The following is an 18,936-nucleotide window of genomic DNA, read 5'->3' as shown; positions in this document are numbered from 1 at the left end:
GCGTCCGCTCTGTGAGACACCTGCTGAGACAACCGGACGCCCGGTCTACGCTCCCTGCCGCCCAGGTAGGGCGAAGTAGGGACAAGCTCACCGTCGGCGACGATGCGGCTTCTCGGTGCGGCCCGGCCAGGGCCTAGACTCCCGTCCGTACAGATCGTCGAAGTCGTTGAACAAGCGCAGTCAGGGAGCGAGGGGCGGACGTGGTGGACGCGACCGGACGCACCACCGTCGCCGCGGACTATTTCCAGGGCTACTCGGTCGTCGGGATCATCGCCGTGATCGGGGTGCTCTTCGTCGCCGTGGCCTTCGGGGCCGGGCGGCTGCTGCGGCCGGTGGTGCCGACGCCCGAGAAGCTGCTGACGTATGAATGCGGCGTGGACCCGGTCGGCGAGGGCTGGGCACACACCCAGGTCCGCTATTACGTCTACGCCTTCCTCTACGTCATCTTCGCCGTCGACTCGATCTTCCTGTTCCCCTGGGCGACGATCTTCGCCGCCCCCGGCTTCGGTGGTGTGACGCTGGTGGAGATGTTCATCTTCCTCGGCTTCCTCGCCGTCGGCCTGCTCTACGCATGGAAGAAGGGCGTCCTGGAATGGACGTGAACCCCGCACCCCACGGATCCGCAGCCGCGTCCGAGGGCGCCAGGGCCGAGTTCCTGCCGGAGCCACGGCGCCTGGGCACCCTCGCCCGACTCGCGCCCGAACCGATGAAGGTGGTCCTCAACTGGGGCCGCCGCTACAGCCTGTGGGTCTTCAACTTCGGCCTGGCCTGCTGTGCCATCGAGTTCATCGCCGCGTCCATGGCGCGGCACGACTTCATTCGGCTCGGCGTGATCCCGTTCGCGCCCGGCCCGCGCCAGGCCGACCTGATGGTCGTCTCCGGCACGGTCACCGACAAGATGGCGCCGGCGGTCAAGCGGCTCTACGAGCAGATGCCCGAGCCGAAGTACGTCATCTCCTTCGGGGCATGCTCCAACTGCGGCGGCCCCTACTGGGACTCGTACTCGGTCACCAAGGGCGTCGATCAGATCATCCCGGTCGATGTGTACGTCCCGGGCTGCCCGCCGCGTCCGGAGGCGCTGCTGCAGGGCATCCTCAAGCTCCAGGAGAAGATCGCCCGCGAGTCGCTGGGGGAGCGGTACGCGCAGGGCGGCGCGGCCCGGCCCTCGGCGGCCGCGCTGCGCAGCGGACTCGTCACGCCGCCCGCGCCGACGACGGCGGGGGAGGAGCCCCGATGAGCGAGCAGCCCGAGACCCCTGAGCAGGAGCCGGCGAGCGCCGAGCAGGCAGCGGCGGCGGAGCAGCCGGAGGCGCCCGCGGCCGAGCCCGTCGTCGGCTGGCTGCCGCGGCCCGCGAGCGAGATCTTCGGCACCGGGGCCACGGCGGAGCTGGCGTACGACCTGCTGACCGTCGACGTCCCGGCGGACGGCTGGCTCACCGCGCTGACGGCCGCCCGCGACGACCTGGGCTGCAGCTATTTCGACTGGCTGAGCGCCGTCGACGAGCCCGGCACCGGCTTCCGGATCTGCGCCCATCTCGCGGATGTGGCGCGTCCCGGCACCGTCCGCCGGCTGATCGTCCGGACGACCGTGCCGCATGAGGCGGCCGCGCTGCCCACCGCCGTCGAGGTGTACGCGGGCGCCGGCTGGCACGAGCGCGAGACCCACGAGATGTTCGGGGTCGACTTCACCGGCCATCCGCACCTCGTACCGCTGCTGCTCCCGGACAGCTTCGAAGGGCACCCGCTGCGCAAGGACTTCGTGCTGGCGGCGCGGGTGGCGAAGGCATGGCCGGGCGCCAAGGAGCCGGGGGAGCCCGAGCACGGCGGGCCCAAGCGCCGCCAGATGCTGCCCCCGGGCGTCCCGGACCCGAACGAATGGGGCCCGCTCAAGGGCCAGCTGCCGCCGGCACCCGCGCGGCCGGCGCGGGGTGCGCGGGCCGCGGGCGGTGCCCGTGCGGCTGGTGCCGCCGCGGGCGAGCGCCCGGCCCGGCGGACCCGGACCGCCGGCGCGGGCTCGGCCGGTCAGCAGGCGGCCGGGGAGACGGCCGGCACGCCGGAGGCTCCGGCGGCCCCGTCGGGTACCGAACGGCCGGAGCGCCCGGCCCGTCGCACGCGGTCGGCGAGCGCGGGCTCGGCCAGTCAGCAGCAGGCGGCGCAGGCGGCCCCGGCAGAGGAGACGCCGGCGGCGGCCCCGGATGCGGCGGCCCCCAAGGCCGCGCCCCCGCGCTCCTCCGACGCCCCGTGGCACCACGCACGCCCGGCCTTCGACGAGGCGGGGGAGGCCGACGAAGCCGGGAAGGCCGAGGAGGCCGGAGAGGCCGACGCGGAGCAGTCCGAGCAGAAGAAGACGCCCGGACCAGAGCCCGAGCCCGAGGAACGCCCCCGTCCCGCAACCGACGAGCCCCAGGCCCCGGAAGGAGGCGACACCCCATGAGCGACGCGTTCGACATCGCGCTGCGCCTCGCCGCCGTCTTCGTCGTCTTCCTGGTGTTCCCCCTGGTCATCGGGCAGACCGAGCACAAGGTCATGGCCCATATGCAGGGCCGGCTCGGTCCCATGTACGCGGGTGGGTTTCACGGCTGGGCGCAACTGGTCGCCGACGGCGTGAAGTTCGCGCAGAAGGAAGACATCGTTCCGGCCGGCGCCGACCGGCGGATCTTCCAGCTCGCGCCCGCCGTCGCCCTGCTGCCGTACCTCCTGGTCCTGGTCGCCATCCCGATAGGCCCGCACAACGCCGTGGGACAGGCCCTGGACGCGGGGATCTTCTTCGTCCTCGCCGTCATGGGCGTCGGGGTGCTCGGCTCGCTGATGGCGGGCTGGGCCTCGGCGAACAAGTTCTCGCTGCTCGGCGGTCTGCGGACGGCCGCACAGCTGCTCGCGTACGAGCTGCCGATGCTGCTCGCCGCGGCGTCGGTCGCGATGGCGGCCGGCACGCTCTCGCTGCCCGGCATCATCGAGGCCTTCCACTGGTGGTGGGTGCCCTGGCAGATCGTCGGCGGCGTCGTCTTCTTCACCGCGGGGCTCGCCGAACTGCAGCGACCGCCGTTCGACATGCCGGTCGCCGACTCGGAGATCATCTTCGGTGCGTACACCGAGTACACCGGACTGCGCTTCGCGCTCTTCCTCCTCGCCGAGTACGCGGGCATCGTCGTTCTCTGCGCCCTGACCTCCGTCCTCTTCCTCGGCGGCTGGCACGGCCCGTTCGGCGCCGACGGCCTGGGCTGGCTGTGGACGCTGCTGAAGACCGTGGTCCTCGCCTTCGGCGTCATCTGGCTGCGGGTGACCTACCCGCGGCTGCGCGAGGACCAGCTGCAAAAGCTCGCCTGGACGGTCCTCATTCCGCTCGCGCTCGCCCAGATCGCCCTCACCGGCGTCATCAAGGTGGTGATCTCGTCATGAGCTTCCCCGGTTCCGGCCTCGCCAAGGGGCTGGCCGTCACCCTGCGGACGATGACGAAACGATCGGTCACCGCGCAGTACCCGGACGTCCAGCCCGACCTCCCGCCCCGTACCCGCGGCGTCATCGGGCTGTTCGAGGAGAACTGCACGGTCTGCATGCTCTGCGCCCGCGAGTGCCCGGACTGGTGCATCTACATCGACTCCCACAAGGAGACGGTGCCGCCGGCCGCCCCCGGAGGCCGCGAGCGCAGCCGCAATGTGCTGGACCGCTTCGCGATCGACTTCGCGCTGTGCATGTACTGCGGGATCTGCATCGAGGTCTGCCCCTTCGACGCGCTCTTCTGGTCACCGGAGTTCGAGTACGCCGAGACGGACATCCGCGAGCTGACCCATGAGCGCGACAAGCTCCGTGAGTGGATGTGGACGGTGCCCGAGCCGCCGGCGCTCGACCCGGCCGCCGAGGATCCCAAGGAGCTCACCGCCGCCCGCAAGGCAGCGGACAAGCTCGCCGCCCAGCAGGCGGCGGAGGCCGAGGCCGGGGAAGAAACGCCGCAGGACCGACCGGACACCCCAGGGGAGGGCACGTGACGCTCGCCGCCACCGCAGCCGGCCACGGCTTCCTTTCGCCCAGCGGCGTCGAGATCGCCTTCGTCCTCGTCGGGATCGGCACCCTCGGCGCGGCCGCCCTGACCGTCACCACCCGGCAGCTGGTGCACGCGGCCCTCTGGCTGGTCGTCGCGCTCGGCGGGGTCGCCGTGGAATATCTGCTCCTGACGGCCGAGTTCATCGCCTGGGTGCAGGTACTGATCTACGTCGGTTCGGTCGTCGTCCTCCTGCTCTTCGGGCTGATGCTCACCAAGGCGCCCATCGGCCGTTCCCCGGACGCCGATTCGGGCAATCGCTGGGCCGCGCTCGTCGTGGCCCTCGCCTCGGCGGCCGCGCTGGTCTGGGTCGTCGTGGACGCCTTCCGTGCCACCTGGATCGACCTCGACGGCGCCGCCCAGGGTTCCACCGAGGTCTCCGGGCGCAGCCTCTTCCAGTACTGGGTGCTGCCCTTCGAGGCGCTGTCCGTGCTGCTGCTGGCCGCGCTCGTCGGGGCGATCGTGCTGTCCCGCAAGTCGGGTGAGGGCAAGGCCGCGGCGGCGGCCCTCGACAACGGTGCCGCCCGCGCGCCCGCCGCCCGAGAGGAGCAGCGCTGATGCATCTCGCCTACCCGGCCGTCCTCGCTGTCCTCCTCTTCTGCACCGGGCTGTACGGCGTGCTGGCCCGCCGTAACGCGATCCTGGTGCTGATGTCCGTCGAGCTGATGCTCAACGCCGTCAACCTCAACCTCGTCGCCTTCGACGTCTGGCTGCGCGACACCCTGCACGCCGGCCAGGCGCTCACCCTCTTCACCATCGCCATCGCCGCCGCCGAGATCGGCATCGGCCTGGCGATCGTGCTGCTCGTCTACCGCAACCGCGGCAGCTCCGACATCGACCGGCTCCGTGACCTCGCCGAGAAGCCGGGGGCCGCGGACGGGGAACCGCAGCCGGACACCACGGCGGAGGCCGCCGCGTGACGCTTACGACCACTGCCGTTCTCGTACCTCTCCTGCCCTTCCTCGGGGCCGTCGCCGGCCTTCTCCTGGGCCGCCGGGCGCCCGGTTTCGTGCGGCCGCTGGCGGTGCTGCCGACCCTGGCCGCCGCCGTGCTCGCGGTGGACGTCGCCGTCGGGCAGGGCACCGGCCCGGCCACCGACGTCGCCACCGAACTCACCCCGACCGGCTCGATCCCCATCGATCTGGCCCTGCACCTCGACGGCTTCGCCGTGCTGATCGCCGTCCTGGTCGGTGTGGTGGCGACCTGTGTGCAGCTCTACTCCACCGGCTATCTGCGCAACGACCCGCGCTACGCCTCCTATGCCGCGCTGGTCTCCCTCTTCACCTCCGCGATGCTGCTGGTCGTCTACACCGGCGACCTGATGCTGCTGCTGGTCGGCTGGGAAGTCATGGGCATCTGCTCCTACTTCCTCGTCGGCCACTACTGGGAGACCGAGGCCGCCCGGGCCGCCTCCCTCAAGGCCTTCCTCGTCACCAAGCTCGGCGATGTCCCCTTCCTCTTCGGCATCTTCGCGCTGGCCGCCGACGCCGGAACCTTCCGCATCACCGGCATCCTCGGCTCCGTCGCGAGCGGCGGGCTGGACCACCCGACGCTGATCGCACTGCTGCTGCTGGCCGGTGTCGCGGGCAAGTCGGCGCAGTTCCCGCTGCACACCTGGCTCCCGGACGCGATGGCCGGCCCGACACCGGTCTCGGCGCTGATCCACGCCGCGACGATGGTGGCGGCCGGTATCTATGTCGTGGCCCGTCTCCTCCCCGTCTTCGCGGCCTCCGCGGCCGCGCTGGTGGTGATGGCCGTCATGGCCGCGCTCACCATGGTCGGCTCCGGTCTGGCCGCGCTGGCGCAGGACGACATCAAGCGCGTCCTGGCCTATTCGACGGTCGGCCAACTCGGCTACATGCTCGGCGCGCTGGCCGTCGGCGACCGCGGCGCAGCCGTCTTCCACCTCATCTCGCACGGTGCTTTCAAGGCCCTCCTCTTCCTCGGCGCGGGCGTGATCATCCACGCCGCGGGCACCAACTCGCTGGCCGCCATGTCCCGGATGAGCGGCCTGGCCCGGCGCATCCCGGACGCCTACTGGACGATGACCGTCGCGCTGCTCGCGCTCGCCGCGATCCCGCCGTTCGCCGGCTTCTTCTCCAAGGAAGCCGTCCTGGGCGCCGCCGAGCACGCCGCCACCGGCGCCGCGCACGGCATCCCCGGCGCGGCCGGCTGGACCGTCCTGGTCTCCGGACTGCTCACCGCCCTCCTCACCGCGGCCTACGCCACCCGCCTGTGGCTGCGGGCCTTCCGGGGCAAGGGCGTCGAAGCCCCCGACCACGGCCGGCAGCCCGTCGTGATGAACGCCGTCCTGTGGGCGCTCTTCGTCCCGACCGTCGCGCTGGGCCTGGCCGCCCCGCTCCTGCCCGCGTGGTTCGACGGACGCTCGCTCGCGCCGACCCTGACCACCTCCGTCCTGGGTACCGGCACCGCCCTCGTCGGCGGCCTGGTCACCTACGCCGCCTGGCGCCACACCACGGCCCTGGCCGCCCGCACCCCCATCGGTGCGGTCGTGGCCGCCCCGGACGCCGGACCCGAGGCCGCCGAGGAGACAGCCATCGCCACCCACGCCGCGGTCTACGGCGACAACGCCGGCGCCGCGGACCCGGCCGACCCCGGCCGCCTCCTCCTCGGCCCGCTCCAGCCGCATGCGGCCGTCGGCTTCCATCTCGACGCCGTCTACTCCGTGCTCTTCGTGCGGCCCGTACGCGCCGCCGCCACGCTCGTCCGCTTCCTGGACCGTGCGGTCGTCGACACCTACGTCAGCGGTGCGGGCGCCGCTCCGCGCTGGCTGGGCGCCGCCGTCCGCCGGGCCCAGACCGGGAACGTGCAGACCTACCTCGGCGCGCTGCTCGCGGGCTCGCTCGTCCTGGCCATCGCCGCCGTCCTCGTCGCCACGGGCACGGGAGCCTGACGTGCTGCCATCCCCCGGGGGCCGACCCCCGTACGCCCAGCCGACAGCCCTCGTGGCCTGCCTCGCCGGAGCCGAAACCCTGAGGAGGGCCTGACCCGTGAATCACACCGCTCTGCAGTTTCTCCTCGCGGGCCTCGTCGTCCTGCCCCTCGTCGGCGCGCTCGCCGCACTGCTCCCGGCGCCGCCCGGCCTGAGGGGCAAGAACCCCGACCAGGCCGTACTGCGCCACGGCGTGACCGTCACCGGCGTCGTGCTCGCCGCCGCCATCGCGCTGGCCGCCGGCTTCGACCACGGCCACCCGGCCCGTATGCAGGCCACCACCGACATCAGCTGGATCCCGGCCCTCGGCATCCGTATCCACCTCGGCGTCGACGGCATCTCGCTCCCCCTCCTCGTCCTGACCGCGCTGCTGACCTTCCTCTGCGCGCTCTACAGCTACTTCAAAATGCCAACGGGCCCGTCACCCAAGGCATTTGTGGCCCTGCTGCTCACGCTTGAGGCCGGCACCCTCGCCACCTTCGCCGTCCTCGACCTGATGCTCTTCTTCCTCGCCTTCGAGATGGTCCTCATCCCGATGTACTTCCTCATCGCTCGCTGGGGCGGTGCGCAAAAGCAGGCGGCGGCCTGGAAGTTCATCCTCTACACGCTGCTCGGCTCCGTCGTGATGCTGCTCGGCCTCCTTCTCATCGGCGTGAAAACCGGCACGTTCGACATGGTGGCACTGGCCACTGACAACGGCCCGAAAGCCCAGCTCAGCCACACGGTTCAGCTTCTCGCGGTGCTCGCGATCGGCATCGGCCTGGCGGTCAAGTCCCCGATGTGGCCGCTGCACAGCTGGCTGCCCGACGCGCACACCGCCGCCCCCACCGTCGGATCGGTGCTGCTGGCCGGCGTGCTGCTGAAGATGGGCACCTACGGCTTCGTACGGATCGCGCTGCCCATCACGCCCGAGGGCATGCACACCTTCGCGCCGTACCTCGCCGCGCTGGCCGCCGTCGGCATCATCTACGGCTCGCTCGCCTGCCTGGCCCTCGTACGCAAGGGAGCGGGCGGCGACCTCAAGCGCCTGATCGCCTACAGCTCCGTCGGCCACATGGGCTTCGTCCTGCTCGGCATCGCCAGCATGACCCCCACCGGCGTGAACGGGGCGCTGTTCGCCAACATCGCACACGGCCTGATCACCGGCCTGCTCTTCTTCATGGTCGGCGCGCTCAAGGACCGCACCGGCAGCACCGACCTCGACACCCTCGCCCGCTCCGCGCCCGGCCCCCGGGCCGCAGGGTCCGGCGCCGCCGCGCTGCTTCCCGCACCGTCCGGCGCCGCCCTCTACGCCCGGGCACCCCGCTTCGGCGGCCTGCTCGCCTTCGGGGCCGTCGCCTCCCTGGGCCTCCCCGGACTGGCCGGATTCTGGGGCGAGATGCTGGCGATGTTCGGCGCCTTCCGCCCGGCCGCCGGCCTCAGCCGCCCCGCCTTCCTGACGTTCATGGTCCTGGCCGGTCTCGGCACCCTGCTGACCGCCGCCTATCTGCTGCTCGTCGTCCGCCGCGTCTGCATGGGCGGCTCGGTGGACCTGGCCGGGGCCGCCGTGCTCGGCGCCGCGGACCCGGACGGCGAGACCGGCGCGGACCCGGACGGCACGCCCGCACCGGCCCCCGCCGTCCCCGACCTCGCGCGCTACGAATACGCGGCCTGGTCCCCCCTGGCCGCCCTCACCGTCCTCGCCGGACTGTGGCCCGCGGCCCTCCTCGGCCTCACCGACCCGGCCGTCCAGCAGCTCCTCGGAGGCGGTAAGTGATGAGCTCGGTCCCCTCGCTGGTCCAGTCCGTCGACTGGCTCGCCCTGGCGCCGCCCACCCTCACCGCGGCCGTCGCCCTGGTGGTGCTCGTCGCCGACCTCTTCCTGCCCGCGGCCCGCAAGCCGCTGCTAGGCCTGCTCGCGACGGCGGGCCTCGTGCTCGCCGCGCTCTCGCTGCTGCCGCTCCTGGGCGGCGACCGCCGCACCTTCTGCCTGTCCGGCCACCCCGACGTCTGCAGCTATGTGGCCGACCCGTTCGCCCTGGTCATCCAGTTCCTGGTGCTCGCCGGGGCGCTGCTGACCGCGCTGCTGTCCCTCGACACCATCAAGGACTGGGACCTGCCCGCCGGCGAATACTGGTTCCTGCTGCTGTCGTCGGCGGCCGGCGCCGCCCTGCTGCCCGCCTCCCGGGACCTGGCCACCCTCGTCATCGCGCTCGAAGTCGCCTCGCTGCCCGCCTTCGCCCTCGTAGGACTGCGGCGCGGTGACCGGCTCTCCTCCGAGGCGGCGCTGAAATTCTTCCTGTCCTCGGTGGCCGCCACCGCCGTGATGCTGCTCGGCGTGAGCTTCCTGTACGCGGCCACCGGCAGCCTGCACCTCTCCCGGGTGGCACACGCCCTCACCGTCCTCCCCGACCCGCGGCTGGCCACTCTGGCGAGCGCCGGCGTCGCCCTCACCCTGGTCGGCTTCGCCTTCAAGACCGCGGCCGCGCCGTTCCACTTCTGGGTGCCGGACACCTACGTCGGCGCACCGCTGCCGATCGCCGGCTACCTCTCCGTGGTCGGCAAGGCCGTCGGCTTCTCCGGCCTGATCCTCGTCACGGTCCAGGGCTTCCCCTCGTACGCCGGTGTCTGGGGGCCGGCGCTGGCCGTCCTGGCCGCGCTGACCATGACCGTCGGCAATGTCGGGGCGCTGCGCCAGGACCCCCGGCGCGCCCACAGCGCCGTCCGCCTGCTCGCCTGGTCCTCCGTCGGCCAGGCCGGCTACCTCCTGGTCCCGATCGCGGCGGCCGGCTACCTGCACGACCCGGGGCGCGCCATCGGCTCCACCGTCGCCTACGCCCTGATGTACGCGGCCGTGAACCTCGGCGCCTTCGCCGTCGCCGCCGTGGTGGCCCGCAGCCGCCCCGCCAACCGGATCACCGACTACCGGGGGCTGTACCACCGGCGGCCCCTGGTAGCGCTCGCCCTCGGCTTCTTCCTGCTCTGCCTCGCCGGCCTGCCGCCGGGCATCATCGGCCTGTTCGCCAAGGTCACGGTCTTCTCCGCGGCCGTCGACGCGGGCCTGGCCTGGCTCGCCGTGGTCATGGCGGTCAATGTCGTGATCGCGCTCTACTACTACCTGCAGTGGACCACGGTCCTCTTCCGGGGAGCAGAGGAGCCCGCGGCGGCACAGGCTCCCGAGGCCGCTTCCGGGCAAGCGCCGCACCGCACCGACCTCCCGGCCCCGCTCGCCACCGCCATCGCGCTCGCCGCCGTCCTCGGCATCGCCCTCTCCGGCGCCCCGCAGCTCGTGCTGCGCTTCGCCTCCGCGGCGCTGCTCTGAGCCACCGGCCGGCCCGCCGCACACGGAACACCCGGCGCCCCTGACGGCCCGCACGGCCGCCTGCCCACCCGTACGGAGGCACGGCCCCACGGGGCGCCTGGGTACGCCCTGCCCGGCCGCCGCCCGCACACCGGGGAACCAGGCCCGTTCATCCCGCGTTGACCAGTGAGTAAGGATCCACTGGAGAGTGGAGAAACGCAGCCCAGGGTTCCCCTGCCGCACCTCTTGGAGGGCCTACCGTGCACCGCCGGCACAACGGGCTCAGGACCGCCGTACTCCTCGGGGGCCTGTCCGCCCTCATCATCGTCATCGGCGGCCTCTTCGGCCGTACGGGCCTGATCGTCGCCGTTCTCGTCGCCCTGGGCACCAACGCGTACGCGTACTGGAACAGCGACAAACTGGCGCTGCGGGCCATGCGCGCCCGCCCCGTCAGCGAGTTCGAGGCCCCACAGCTGTACCGCATGGTCCGCGAGCTCTCCACCACTGCCCGCCAGCCGATGCCGCGCCTCTACCTCTCCCCGACCCAGGCGCCCAACGCCTTCGCCACCGGCCGCAACCCCCGCAATGCCGCGGTCTGCTGCACCGACGGCATCCTTCAGCTCCTCGACGAACGCGAACTGCGCGGCGTCATCGGCCACGAACTCAGCCACGTCTACAACCGCGACATCCTCATCTCCTCCGTCGCGGGCGCGCTGGCCTCCGTCGTGATGTTCCTCGTCAACTTCGCCTGGCTGATCCCCCTCGGCCGTTCCGACGACGACGAGGGCCCCGGCCTCCTCGGCATGCTGCTGATCATGATCCTCGGCCCGGTCGCGGCCTCCCTCATCCAGCTCGCCGTCAGCCGCTCCCGCGAGTACGCGGCCGATGCCTCGGGCGCCCAGCTCACCGGCGACCCGCTGGCCCTGGCCTCCGCCCTGCGCAAGCTGGAGGCCGGCACCCAGCAGCTGCCGCTCCCGCCCGAACCGCGCCTGGAGACCGCCGGCCACATGATGATCGCCAACCCGTTCCGGGCGGGCGAGGGCATGACCCGCCTGTTCTCCACCCACCCTCCGATGCGCGAGCGCATCGCCCGCCTCGAACAGCTGGCGGGCCGCCGCCCCTGACGCCCGTCCGGCGCCGGGAGCGGAGAGTGGCCGTCACCGCGGACTCATCGCATGATGAAGGCAAGGCTGTGACGGGACGGCACCGATACGAACGCAACGATTCACCGGACTCAGCGCGTCTAGCTCGGCAGACACACTCTCCGCCGTGCCCTGGGAAGGCTGCTGATCATGAAGCTCATCCTCAACGTCCTCTGGCTGGTCCTCAGCGGCTTCTGGCTGGCGATCGGCTACGTCGTCGCAGGAATCATCTGCTGCATCCTGATCATCACGATCCCGTTCGGCATCGCGTCCTTCCGGATCGCCGGCTATGCCCTGTGGCCCTTCGGCCGGACGACCGTCCAGCGCCATGACGCCGGTGTCGGCTCGGCGATCGGCAACGTCATCTGGATCATCTTCGCGGGCTGGTGGCTGGCGCTCGGGCACATCGTCACCGGCCTCGCCCTGTGCGTGACGATCATCGGCATCCCGTTCGGCATCGCCAACTTCAAGATGATCCCGATCTCCCTCGTGCCCCTCGGCCGCGACATCGTCCCGACGGACGAGCCCTTCGCGGTGCGCTGACCCGCGCCCCAGCGGCCCCCCAGCCCGGCCCCTCGCCACCCAGACGCGTACGAGCCTCTGAGGCGCCCATACAGCCAAGGGGTCCATACACAGGTGGGGCGGCCCGCCGCAGCGCGCCGCCCCATCCTTGTGGCACCCGAAAACCCGGCTCCTACCGGTAGTTCACGAACTGCAGGGCGAAGTCCAGGTCCTTGCCCTTCAGCAGCTGCTGCACCGCCTGGAGGTCGTCCCGGCTCTTCGAGCTGACCCGCAGCTCGTCGCCCTGCACCTGCGCCTTGACGCCCTTCGGGCCCTCATCGCGGATGATCTTGGCGACCTTCTTCGCGTTGTCCTGCGAGATCCCCTCCTCCATCGAGGCGAAGATCTTGTACTCCTTGCCCGAGGCCTGCGGCTCGCCGGCGTCCAGCGCCTTCAGCGAGATCCCGCGCTTGACCAGCTTGGACTGGAAGATGTCGAGTACGGCCTTCACCCGCTCCTCGGCGTTGGCCCGCATCTCGATCTTCTCGCCCGACCACTCGATCGACGCGCCCACGCCCTTGAAGTCGTAGCGCTGCGAGATCTCCTTGGCGGCCTGGTTGAGGGCGTTGTCGACCTCCTGCCGCTCTACCTTCGAGACGATGTCGAAACTGGAGTCGGCCATGTTGAGTTGGCTCCTCGTACGTAGATCCGTCAGGGGTACGGCCCGTCCCGGACCGCCTGCCAAGCCTAGCCACCCGACCAAGATCCAGCGCTTCCGAATCGAGTGGCAGACCACCCCCGGTCATCGGGTATGGTTTACGTCGTTGCCACGGAGCACCGCCCACAGCGGGTCTCCCGGCAGCAAACCCAGGCGGTGTGCCCGAGCGGCCAAAGGGAGCAGACTGTAAATCTGCCGGCTCAGCCTTCCCAGGTTCGAATCCTGGCGCCGCCACAGTAAATGCAAAGGGCCCTTGGCTTGCGAACTCGCAAGCCAGGGGCCCTTTGTGATGCGTTGCGTCGACCTGATCAACAGGTAACGCCCCGCCTCCGCACGGCTCTCCGCACAGCGGAAGCGGGGAGCCGTAGCGGTCCGTCAGATCCCCACACGCCGTGCCGGCCCGGCCCCCGCTGCACCCGGCGGACGCCGCTCCTCAGCGCCCTGCCACCGCCCGCACCGCGTCCGCCACCGGCGTCTCCCCGCCGATCAGCTCCAGCGTCCGGCCGATGGTGCCCGGCTCGTCGAGCAGCGCCGCCAGGACGGCTGCCACGTCGTCCCGGGGCACCTCGTCGCGGCCGGTCGACTCGGCCAGCGTCACCAGGCCCGTTCCGGGGTCGTTCGTCAGCCGGCCGGGCCGCAGGATCGTCCAGTCCAGCCCGGCGCGGGCCCGTACGTCCGCGTCCGCGGCACCCTTCGCCCGCAGATACGCCGCGAAGACCGGATCGGTGCCCTCCGGTGGCTCACGGTCCGCGCCCATGGAGGAGACGACGAGGAAGCGCCGGACGCCCGCGGCCTCGGCCGCGTCCGCGAAGAGCGCCGCCGCGCCCCGGTCCACCGTGTCCTTGCGTCCGACGTCGCTGCCCGGGCCCGCGCCCGCCGCGAAGACGGCCGCGTCCGCCCCCTCCATGTGCCGGGCGACATCCTCCACCGACGCCGACTCCAGGTCGCAGACCACCGGCTCGGCACCCGCGGCCAGCACGTCGCCGGCCTGTTCCGGCCGGCGGAGGATGCCCGCGACCTCGTCCCCGCGCTTGGCGAGCAGCCGCTCCAGCCGCAGCGCGATCTGACCATGTCCACCTGCGATGACAATGCGCATGATCCCGACCGTACGCCGATGGGCCGCCGCGCGGTGCGGGACCGGCCGGGTGCCGCCGCCTTCTCGCCGCCGCGGCTCAGCGCTGCGACTGCCGCGGCAGCTCCAGCGCCACCTCCGCCGCCGAGTCGCAGTACTCCCGCACCGCACTGGTCCGGGCGACCACCCGCCCCCGGTGGATCACGATCCGGCTGTACGCGAGCGAGAGCACCCCGGCGATCCGCTCCCCGCGCACCGCCAGCAGCTCCGCGGGGAAGCCCGCCTCGACGCGCACCTCCGGCAGGCTCAACGTGGCCCGCGCCGCCGAACTCACCGTCTCGTACGCCGCCTCCGGCGTGGCCTCGCCCAGGGACGCCAGGAGGTACGCGGCCTCCAACGGGTCGCCGCGCCCCACCGGGTTCGCCACATCCCGCAGCGCCCCGCTGCCCGCCGCCACCCGCACCCCGGCCGCCCGCAGCAGCCGTACCGGCGCCGGCCGCGACACCCGCGAGCCGTAGCGCTCCAGGCCCGTGCAGTCGCCCTGCGGCAGACAGACCACGGCGACACCGGCGGCGGCCAACTGCTCGGCGACCCGCGCGGCCACGCTCCGAGGCATCCGCGCCATCCCCGCACACGGCCCGAGCGCGACCCCCGGCCGCAGCCCGCCCGACATCGCCGCGAACCGCGCCAGCCGCGCCGGATCGTCACCGTCGGTGTGCAGATCCACCGGGCAGCCGTGCTCGCCGGCCAGCTCCAGCACCGTCTCGACGTACCCGGCGGGGTCGGGGTCGAGATCCGGGCAGCCGCCGATGACCGAGGCGCCCATCTTCACCGCGTCCCGCAGCATCGCCAGCCCGTCCGCACCGGCCACCCCGGTCAGCACCCGCGGCACCGCCACCGCGGCCAGGTCGGCCAGCCCGCGCAGCGACCTGCGGGCCTGCAACACCGCCTCCAGCGAGCGCAGGCCCTGTACGTCGCCGATCCTGACGTGGCTGCGCGAGGCGGTGGCCCCGTGCCCCAACTGGAGCAACGCGGCCTCGGTCGTCCGCCGCTGGACGTCCTCGGGGGAGCCGGAAGCGGGGCCGTCGGAGTCCGCCGTCAGCGCGGTGTCGCAGTGTGCGTGCGGCTCCGCGGGCGCGGGGAGCAGGAGGTAGCCGGCGAGGTCGACGCGGGCACCCTGCGGGGCGAGGCTGCCCGCCGTCCCGACGGCCTCGATGCGCCCGCCGCCGAGCCGTACGTCCACCGTCCGGCCGTCGGCCAGCCGGGCCCCGCACAGCACCAGCGCACCGCTTTCCGGCCTGGCGTATTGGCCGGCGCCGCCGGGCTTTCCGGGCTGGGGCTGCGGCGAACTGCTGTCGGACATCGCGCTCCTCGAAAGCACCGGCGTGCAAGATCACGCAGCGTTCTTCCGAGCCTAGGACGCTGCCCGGAGAGCGTTGCGCAGGCGCGAAATAGTCGTACCGGTGTGGTGCCCGGGGCCGTTGGGGCACGGCCCGATACGGATTTCACGTTTGGCGGCGGGCCGTGTAATGTCTTCATCGCTCGCCCCAATAGCTCAGTCGGCAGAGCGTCTCCATGGTAAGGAGAAGGTCTACGGTTCGATTCCGTATTGGGGCTCTGATGTGTGAGGTTCCCGCCCTCGGGCGGGGTCCCCTCGCATCACAGCGGTGTAGCTCAGTCGGTAGAGCAAGCGGCTCATAATCGCTGTGTCACCGGTTCAAGTCCGGTCACCGCTACTGACAGTAGCCGATTGTGGGGTCGGTCCTCCGATCGGCTACTCTTCTATGCGTTAACCCGACCATCCGTCCGTCAAGGAGCACTCACGTGGCTGCCACCGACGTCCGCCCGAAGATCACGCTGGCCTGCGTGGAGTGCAAGGAGCGGAACTACATCACCAAGAAGAACCGGCGCAACGACCCGGACCGTCTTGAGATGAAGAAGCACTGCCCCCGTTGCAACTCGCACACTGCGCACCGCGAGACGCGATAACACAGGCTCGTCCGTGAGGCCGTCCCCATTCGTGGGGGCGGCCTCACGGCGTTATCACCATCAGTACAGGGAGGTTGCGAGCCCATGGCGCTCGACCAGTCATTCGTGGGGCGCACGTACCCGCCCACCGACCCCTACGAGGTCGGCCGGGAAAAGATCCGGGAATTCGCCGAGGCCATCGGTGACACCAACCCCGCCTACACCGACGCCGAAGCAGCCAAGGCGCTCGGGTACTCCGATGTGATCGCGCCGCCGACGTTCGTCTTTGCGATCACGTTCAAGGCCGCGGGACAGGTCATCGAGGACCCGCAACTGGGCCTGGACTACAGCCGGGTGGTGCACGGCGACCAGAAGTTCGCCTACACCCGGCCGGTGCGCAGCGGGGACCGGCTGAGCGTCACCTCCACCATCGAGGCCATCAAGTCCATGGCGGGCAACGACATCATCGACATCCGCGGTGAGGTGCACGACGAGGCCGGCGAACACGTCGTCACCGCGTTCACCAAGCTGGTGGCCCGCGCCGACCGGGAGGCCTGAGATGACCGCCAAGATTTCTTACGACGAGGTCGAGGTCGGCACCGAACTCCCGGCGCAGACCTTCCCGGTGAGCCGCGCCACGCTCGTCCGGTACGCGGGTGCCTCCGGCGACTTCAACCCGATCCACTGGAACGAGAAGTTCGCCAAGGAGGTCGGACTGCCGGACGTCATCGCCCATGGCATGTTCACCATGGCCGAGGCGATCCGCGTGGTCACCGACTGGGCCGGCGACCCGGGCGCGGTCGCCGAGTACGGCGTGCGCTTCACCAAGCCCGTCGTCGTCCCCAACGACGAGACCGGTGCGCTGATCGAGGTCAGCGCCAAGGTCGCGGCCAAGCTGGACGACGACGACCGTACGGTCCGGGTCGATCTCACCGCGATGAGCGCGGGCCAGAAGGTGCTGGGCATGTCCCGCGCCGTGGTCCGCCTCGCCTGACTGCGGCCGCCGGGGGCGGCCGGCCGAGGATGTCGGACCGCCCCCGTACCCTTGGGCGCGTGCAGGAACTCCATGACGCGCCCCTCGCCCCGCTGACCACCTTCCGCCTCGGTGGCCCGGCCACCCGCCTCGTCACGGCCACCACCGACGACGAGGTGATCGCGGCCGTCCGCGCGGCCGACGACGCCGGGGACCCGCTGCTGATCATCGGTGGCGGCAGCAACCTCGTCATCGGTGACAAGGGCTTCGACGGCACGGCCCTGCGCATCGCCACCCGTGGCTTCGAGCTCGACGGCACGGCCCTCACGCTCGCCGCCGGTGAGAACTGGTCCGACGCGGTCGCCCGTACGGTCGAGGCCGGACTGGCCGGGGTGGAGTGCCTGGCCGGCATCCCCGGCTCGGCGGGCGCCACCCCGATCCAGAACGTGGGCGCGTACGGCCAGGAGGTCTCCACCACGATCACCGAGGTCGTCGCCTACGACCGCCGGGCCGGGGAGACCGTCACGATCCCCGGTGCGCGGTGCGGCTTCTCCTACCGCCACAGCCGCTTCAAGGAGCACCCCGAGCGGTTCGTGGTGCTGCGGGTGCGCTTCGCCCTGGAGGACGCCGGGGGCCTCTCCGCGCCCCTGAAGTACCCCGAGACCGCCCGCGCCCTCGGCGTCGAGGCCGGTGACCGGGTGCCGGCCGCCGTCGCCCGACAGACCGTCCTGGCCCTGCGCGCGGGCAAGGGCATGGTGCTCGACCCCGAGGACCACGACACCTGGTCGGCCGGTTCCTTCTTCACCAACCCGATCCTCAGCGAGGCCGAGCACGCCGCCTTCCTCCAGCGGGTCCAGGACCGCCTCGGCCCCGATGTCGCCCCGCCCGCGTTCCCGGCCGGCGACGGCCTGGTCAAGACGTCCGCCGCCTGGCTCATCGACCGGGCCGGCTTCACCAAGGGCTACGGCAGCGGCCCGGCCCGCATCTCCACCAAGCACACCCTCGCGCTCACCAACCGCGGCAAGGCCACCACAGAGGACCTGCTCGCACTGGCCCGCGAGGTCCGCGACGGCGTGCACGCGGCCTTCGGCGTCACGCTCGTCAACGAACCGGTCACGGTCGGCGTCAGCCTCTAAGGGGCCCCGGGCTCCGCTCCGGCCAGCCAGGCGTCGATCCCCGCCAGCAGCCGCTGCTGCTCGTCCAGTGGGGCGCACGAGCCGCGGACCGACTGCCGGGCCAGCTCGGCCAGTTCGGCATCGGTGAAGTCGTGCGCGGTGCGGGCGATCTCGTACTGCGCGGCCAGCCGCGCCCCGAACAGCAGGGGATCGTCCGCGCCCAGCGCCATCGGCACGCCCGCGTCGAACAGCGTCCGCAGCGGCACGTCCTCCGGCTTCTCGTAGACCCCCAGTGCCACATTCGACGACGGGCACACCTCGCAGGTCACCCCGCGTGCGGCCAGCCGGCGCAGCAGCGCGGGGTCCTCCGCGGCCCGGACGCCGTGCCCCACCCGGCCGGCGTGCAGATCGTCCAGGCAGTCCCGGACGCTGGCCGGCCCCGACAGCTCCCCGCCGTGCGGCGCCGCCAGCAGACCGCCCTCGCGCGCGATGGCGAATGCGCGGTCGAAGTCCCGGGCGAAACCCCGGCGTTCGTCGTTGGACAGCCCGAAACCGATCACTCCGTGGTCGGCGTAGCGCACCGCGAGCCGCGCCAGCGTCCGGGCGTCCAGCGGGTGCTTCATACGGTTCGCGGCGACCAGGACGCGGATGCCGAGCCCGGTGTCACGGGAGGCGCTGTGCACCGCGTCCAGGATGATCTCCAGGGCCGGGATCAGCCCGCCCAGCCGTGGCGCGTACGAGGTCGGGTCGACCTGGATCTCCAGCCAGCGCGACCCGTCGCGGACGTCCTCCTCGGCGGCCTCGCGCACCAGCCGCTGGATGTCCTCGGGCGCCCGCAGACAGGACCGCGCGATGTCGTACAGCCGCTGGAAGCGGAACCAGCCGCGCTCGTCCGTGGCCCTCAGCCTGGGCGGCTCACCGCCCCGCAGCGCCTCCGGCAGATGGACGCCGTACTTGTCGGCGAGCTCCAGCAGGGTCGCCGGCCGCATCGAACCGGTGAAGTGCAGGTGCAGATGGGCCTTCGGCAATCGGCGCAGGTCTCGGATGGCGGCTCCGCCGCGGGCACAAACGCTCTCCATCCCAGGATCTTGCCGTATGAGACCGGTACGCCGGTAGGCCCTTTCCCGAAGGGGTGTCCGGGAGAACGGACGAGCGGGCGCCGGGAAGGGATCCCGGC

At 72.0% G+C, this 18,936-nt stretch carries 20 protein-coding genes and 3 tRNA genes; 19 read left to right on the top strand and 4 right to left on the bottom strand.

Annotated features, from left to right (window positions below; genetic code table 11):
• Window positions 1-200 precede the first annotated feature (200 nt).
• The 12 genes from BKA18_RS16330 (at window position 201) to BKA18_RS16275 (ending at window position 11,955) form a co-directional block, all read left to right on the top strand.
• The gene (locus BKA18_RS16330) at window positions 201-602 is read left to right on the top strand and encodes an NADH-quinone oxidoreductase subunit A (RefSeq protein ID WP_006604840.1); all 402 of its coding nucleotides are present in this window, start codon (window positions 201-203) and stop codon (window positions 600-602) included.
• Window positions 593-1,237 carry an NADH-quinone oxidoreductase subunit B gene (locus BKA18_RS16325; protein WP_093483831.1) on the top strand — a complete coding sequence of 215 codons (645 nt, stop codon included), beginning with the start codon at window positions 593-595 and terminating at the stop codon, window positions 1,235-1,237. Before BKA18_RS16330 ends, BKA18_RS16325 begins: the two co-directional genes overlap by 10 nt.
• Window positions 1,234-2,433 (top strand): NADH-quinone oxidoreductase subunit C, encoded by a 1,200-nt coding sequence (locus BKA18_RS16320; protein ID WP_366047695.1) that lies wholly within the window; start codon window positions 1,234-1,236, stop codon window positions 2,431-2,433. The genes BKA18_RS16325 and BKA18_RS16320 overlap by 4 nt, the downstream gene beginning before the upstream one ends.
• Window positions 2,430-3,398, top strand: a complete 969-nt coding sequence (locus tag BKA18_RS16315; RefSeq protein WP_366047696.1) for a complex I subunit 1/NuoH family protein — start codon at window positions 2,430-2,432, stop codon at window positions 3,396-3,398. The genes BKA18_RS16320 and BKA18_RS16315 overlap by 4 nt, the downstream gene beginning before the upstream one ends.
• Window positions 3,395-3,985 carry a NuoI/complex I 23 kDa subunit family protein gene (locus BKA18_RS16310; RefSeq protein ID WP_366047697.1) on the top strand — a complete coding sequence of 197 codons (591 nt, stop codon included), beginning with the start codon at window positions 3,395-3,397 and terminating at the stop codon, window positions 3,983-3,985. Before BKA18_RS16315 ends, BKA18_RS16310 begins: the two co-directional genes overlap by 4 nt.
• A complete protein-coding gene (locus BKA18_RS16305) occupies window positions 3,982-4,596 on the top strand; it encodes an NADH-quinone oxidoreductase subunit J family protein (protein WP_366047698.1) in 615 nt (204 codons plus the stop codon). The genes BKA18_RS16310 and BKA18_RS16305 overlap by 4 nt, the downstream gene beginning before the upstream one ends.
• Window positions 4,596-4,958, top strand: a complete 363-nt coding sequence (nuoK, locus tag BKA18_RS16300) for an NADH-quinone oxidoreductase subunit NuoK (RefSeq protein WP_093483826.1) — start codon at window positions 4,596-4,598, stop codon at window positions 4,956-4,958. The genes BKA18_RS16305 and nuoK overlap by 1 nt, the downstream gene beginning before the upstream one ends.
• Window positions 4,955-6,952, top strand: coding sequence for an NADH-quinone oxidoreductase subunit 5 family protein (locus BKA18_RS16295; RefSeq protein WP_366047699.1), 1,998 nt, complete (start codon window positions 4,955-4,957; stop codon window positions 6,950-6,952). The genes nuoK and BKA18_RS16295 overlap by 4 nt, the downstream gene beginning before the upstream one ends.
• 97 nt (window positions 6,953-7,049) lie before the next feature.
• The gene (locus BKA18_RS16290) at window positions 7,050-8,747 is read left to right on the top strand and encodes a complex I subunit 4 family protein (protein WP_366047700.1); all 1,698 of its coding nucleotides are present in this window, start codon (window positions 7,050-7,052) and stop codon (window positions 8,745-8,747) included.
• On the top strand, window positions 8,747-10,291 hold the full coding sequence (locus BKA18_RS16285; RefSeq protein WP_366047701.1) for an NADH-quinone oxidoreductase subunit N: 1,545 nt from the start codon (window positions 8,747-8,749) through the stop codon (window positions 10,289-10,291). The genes BKA18_RS16290 and BKA18_RS16285 overlap by 1 nt, the downstream gene beginning before the upstream one ends.
• A 239-nt stretch (window positions 10,292-10,530) precedes the next feature.
• Window positions 10,531-11,394, top strand: coding sequence for a zinc metalloprotease HtpX (gene htpX, locus BKA18_RS16280; protein WP_093483822.1), 864 nt, complete (start codon window positions 10,531-10,533; stop codon window positions 11,392-11,394).
• A gap of 168 nt (window positions 11,395-11,562) precedes the next feature.
• Entirely contained in the window at window positions 11,563-11,955 is a 393-nt protein-coding gene (locus BKA18_RS16275; protein ID WP_366047702.1) for a YccF domain-containing protein, read from the top strand.
• A gap of 151 nt (window positions 11,956-12,106) precedes the next feature.
• Here BKA18_RS16275 and BKA18_RS16270 read toward each other — a convergent pair whose 3' ends face one another.
• On the bottom strand, window positions 12,107-12,595 hold the full coding sequence (locus tag BKA18_RS16270) for a YajQ family cyclic di-GMP-binding protein (protein WP_006604852.1): 489 nt from the start codon (window positions 12,593-12,595) through the stop codon (window positions 12,107-12,109).
• A 188-nt stretch (window positions 12,596-12,783) separates the two neighbouring features.
• Between BKA18_RS16270 and BKA18_RS16265 the strand changes: the two genes are divergently transcribed.
• Window positions 12,784-12,865, top strand: a tRNA-Tyr gene (locus BKA18_RS16265).
• 199 nt (window positions 12,866-13,064) lie between these two features.
• Here the strand turns inward: BKA18_RS16265 and BKA18_RS16260 are convergent.
• A complete protein-coding gene (locus tag BKA18_RS16260; RefSeq protein ID WP_366047703.1) occupies window positions 13,065-13,727 on the bottom strand; it encodes an NAD(P)H-binding protein in 663 nt (220 codons plus the stop codon).
• A 76-nt stretch (window positions 13,728-13,803) separates the two neighbouring features.
• Complete coding sequence (locus BKA18_RS16255) at window positions 13,804-15,066, bottom strand: amidohydrolase family protein (RefSeq protein WP_006604854.1); 1,263 nt, start codon at window positions 15,064-15,066, stop codon at window positions 13,804-13,806.
• Window positions 15,067-15,247: 181 nt separating this feature from the next.
• Between BKA18_RS16255 and BKA18_RS16250 the strand changes: the two genes are divergently transcribed.
• The 6 genes from BKA18_RS16250 (at window position 15,248) to BKA18_RS16225 (ending at window position 17,780) form a co-directional block, all read left to right on the top strand.
• Window positions 15,248-15,320: transfer RNA gene (locus BKA18_RS16250), tRNA-Thr, on the top strand.
• Between the two features lie 46 nt (window positions 15,321-15,366).
• Window positions 15,367-15,439, top strand: a tRNA-Met gene (locus BKA18_RS16245).
• A gap of 88 nt (window positions 15,440-15,527) precedes the next feature.
• Complete coding sequence (rpmG, locus tag BKA18_RS16240; protein WP_006604855.1) at window positions 15,528-15,692, top strand: 50S ribosomal protein L33; 165 nt, start codon at window positions 15,528-15,530, stop codon at window positions 15,690-15,692.
• Between the two features lie 84 nt (window positions 15,693-15,776).
• Complete coding sequence (locus BKA18_RS16235) at window positions 15,777-16,229, top strand: MaoC family dehydratase N-terminal domain-containing protein (protein WP_006604856.1); 453 nt, start codon at window positions 15,777-15,779, stop codon at window positions 16,227-16,229.
• A 1-nt stretch (window position 16,230) separates the two neighbouring features.
• Window positions 16,231-16,665: a MaoC family dehydratase gene (locus BKA18_RS16230; RefSeq protein ID WP_006604857.1), complete on the top strand. Its 435-nt coding sequence runs from the start codon at window positions 16,231-16,233 to the stop codon at window positions 16,663-16,665.
• A 59-nt stretch (window positions 16,666-16,724) separates the two neighbouring features.
• Window positions 16,725-17,780 (top strand): UDP-N-acetylmuramate dehydrogenase, encoded by a 1,056-nt coding sequence (locus tag BKA18_RS16225; protein WP_366047704.1) that lies wholly within the window; start codon window positions 16,725-16,727, stop codon window positions 17,778-17,780.
• Here BKA18_RS16225 and BKA18_RS16220 read toward each other — a convergent pair.
• Window positions 17,777-18,838, bottom strand: coding sequence for an adenosine deaminase (locus BKA18_RS16220; RefSeq protein WP_366047705.1), 1,062 nt, complete (start codon window positions 18,836-18,838; stop codon window positions 17,777-17,779). The two genes, BKA18_RS16225 and BKA18_RS16220, sit on opposite strands and share 4 nt — an antisense overlap.
• Window positions 18,839-18,936 lie beyond the last annotated feature (98 nt).

The organism is Streptomyces auratus (genome assembly GCF_050433025.1).
GTDB lineage: Bacteria > Actinomycetota > Actinomycetes > Streptomycetales > Streptomycetaceae > Streptomyces > Streptomyces sioyaensis.
Note: the sequence above shows the minus strand (reverse complement) of the source record. Positions and strands in the feature narration are given on the sequence as shown.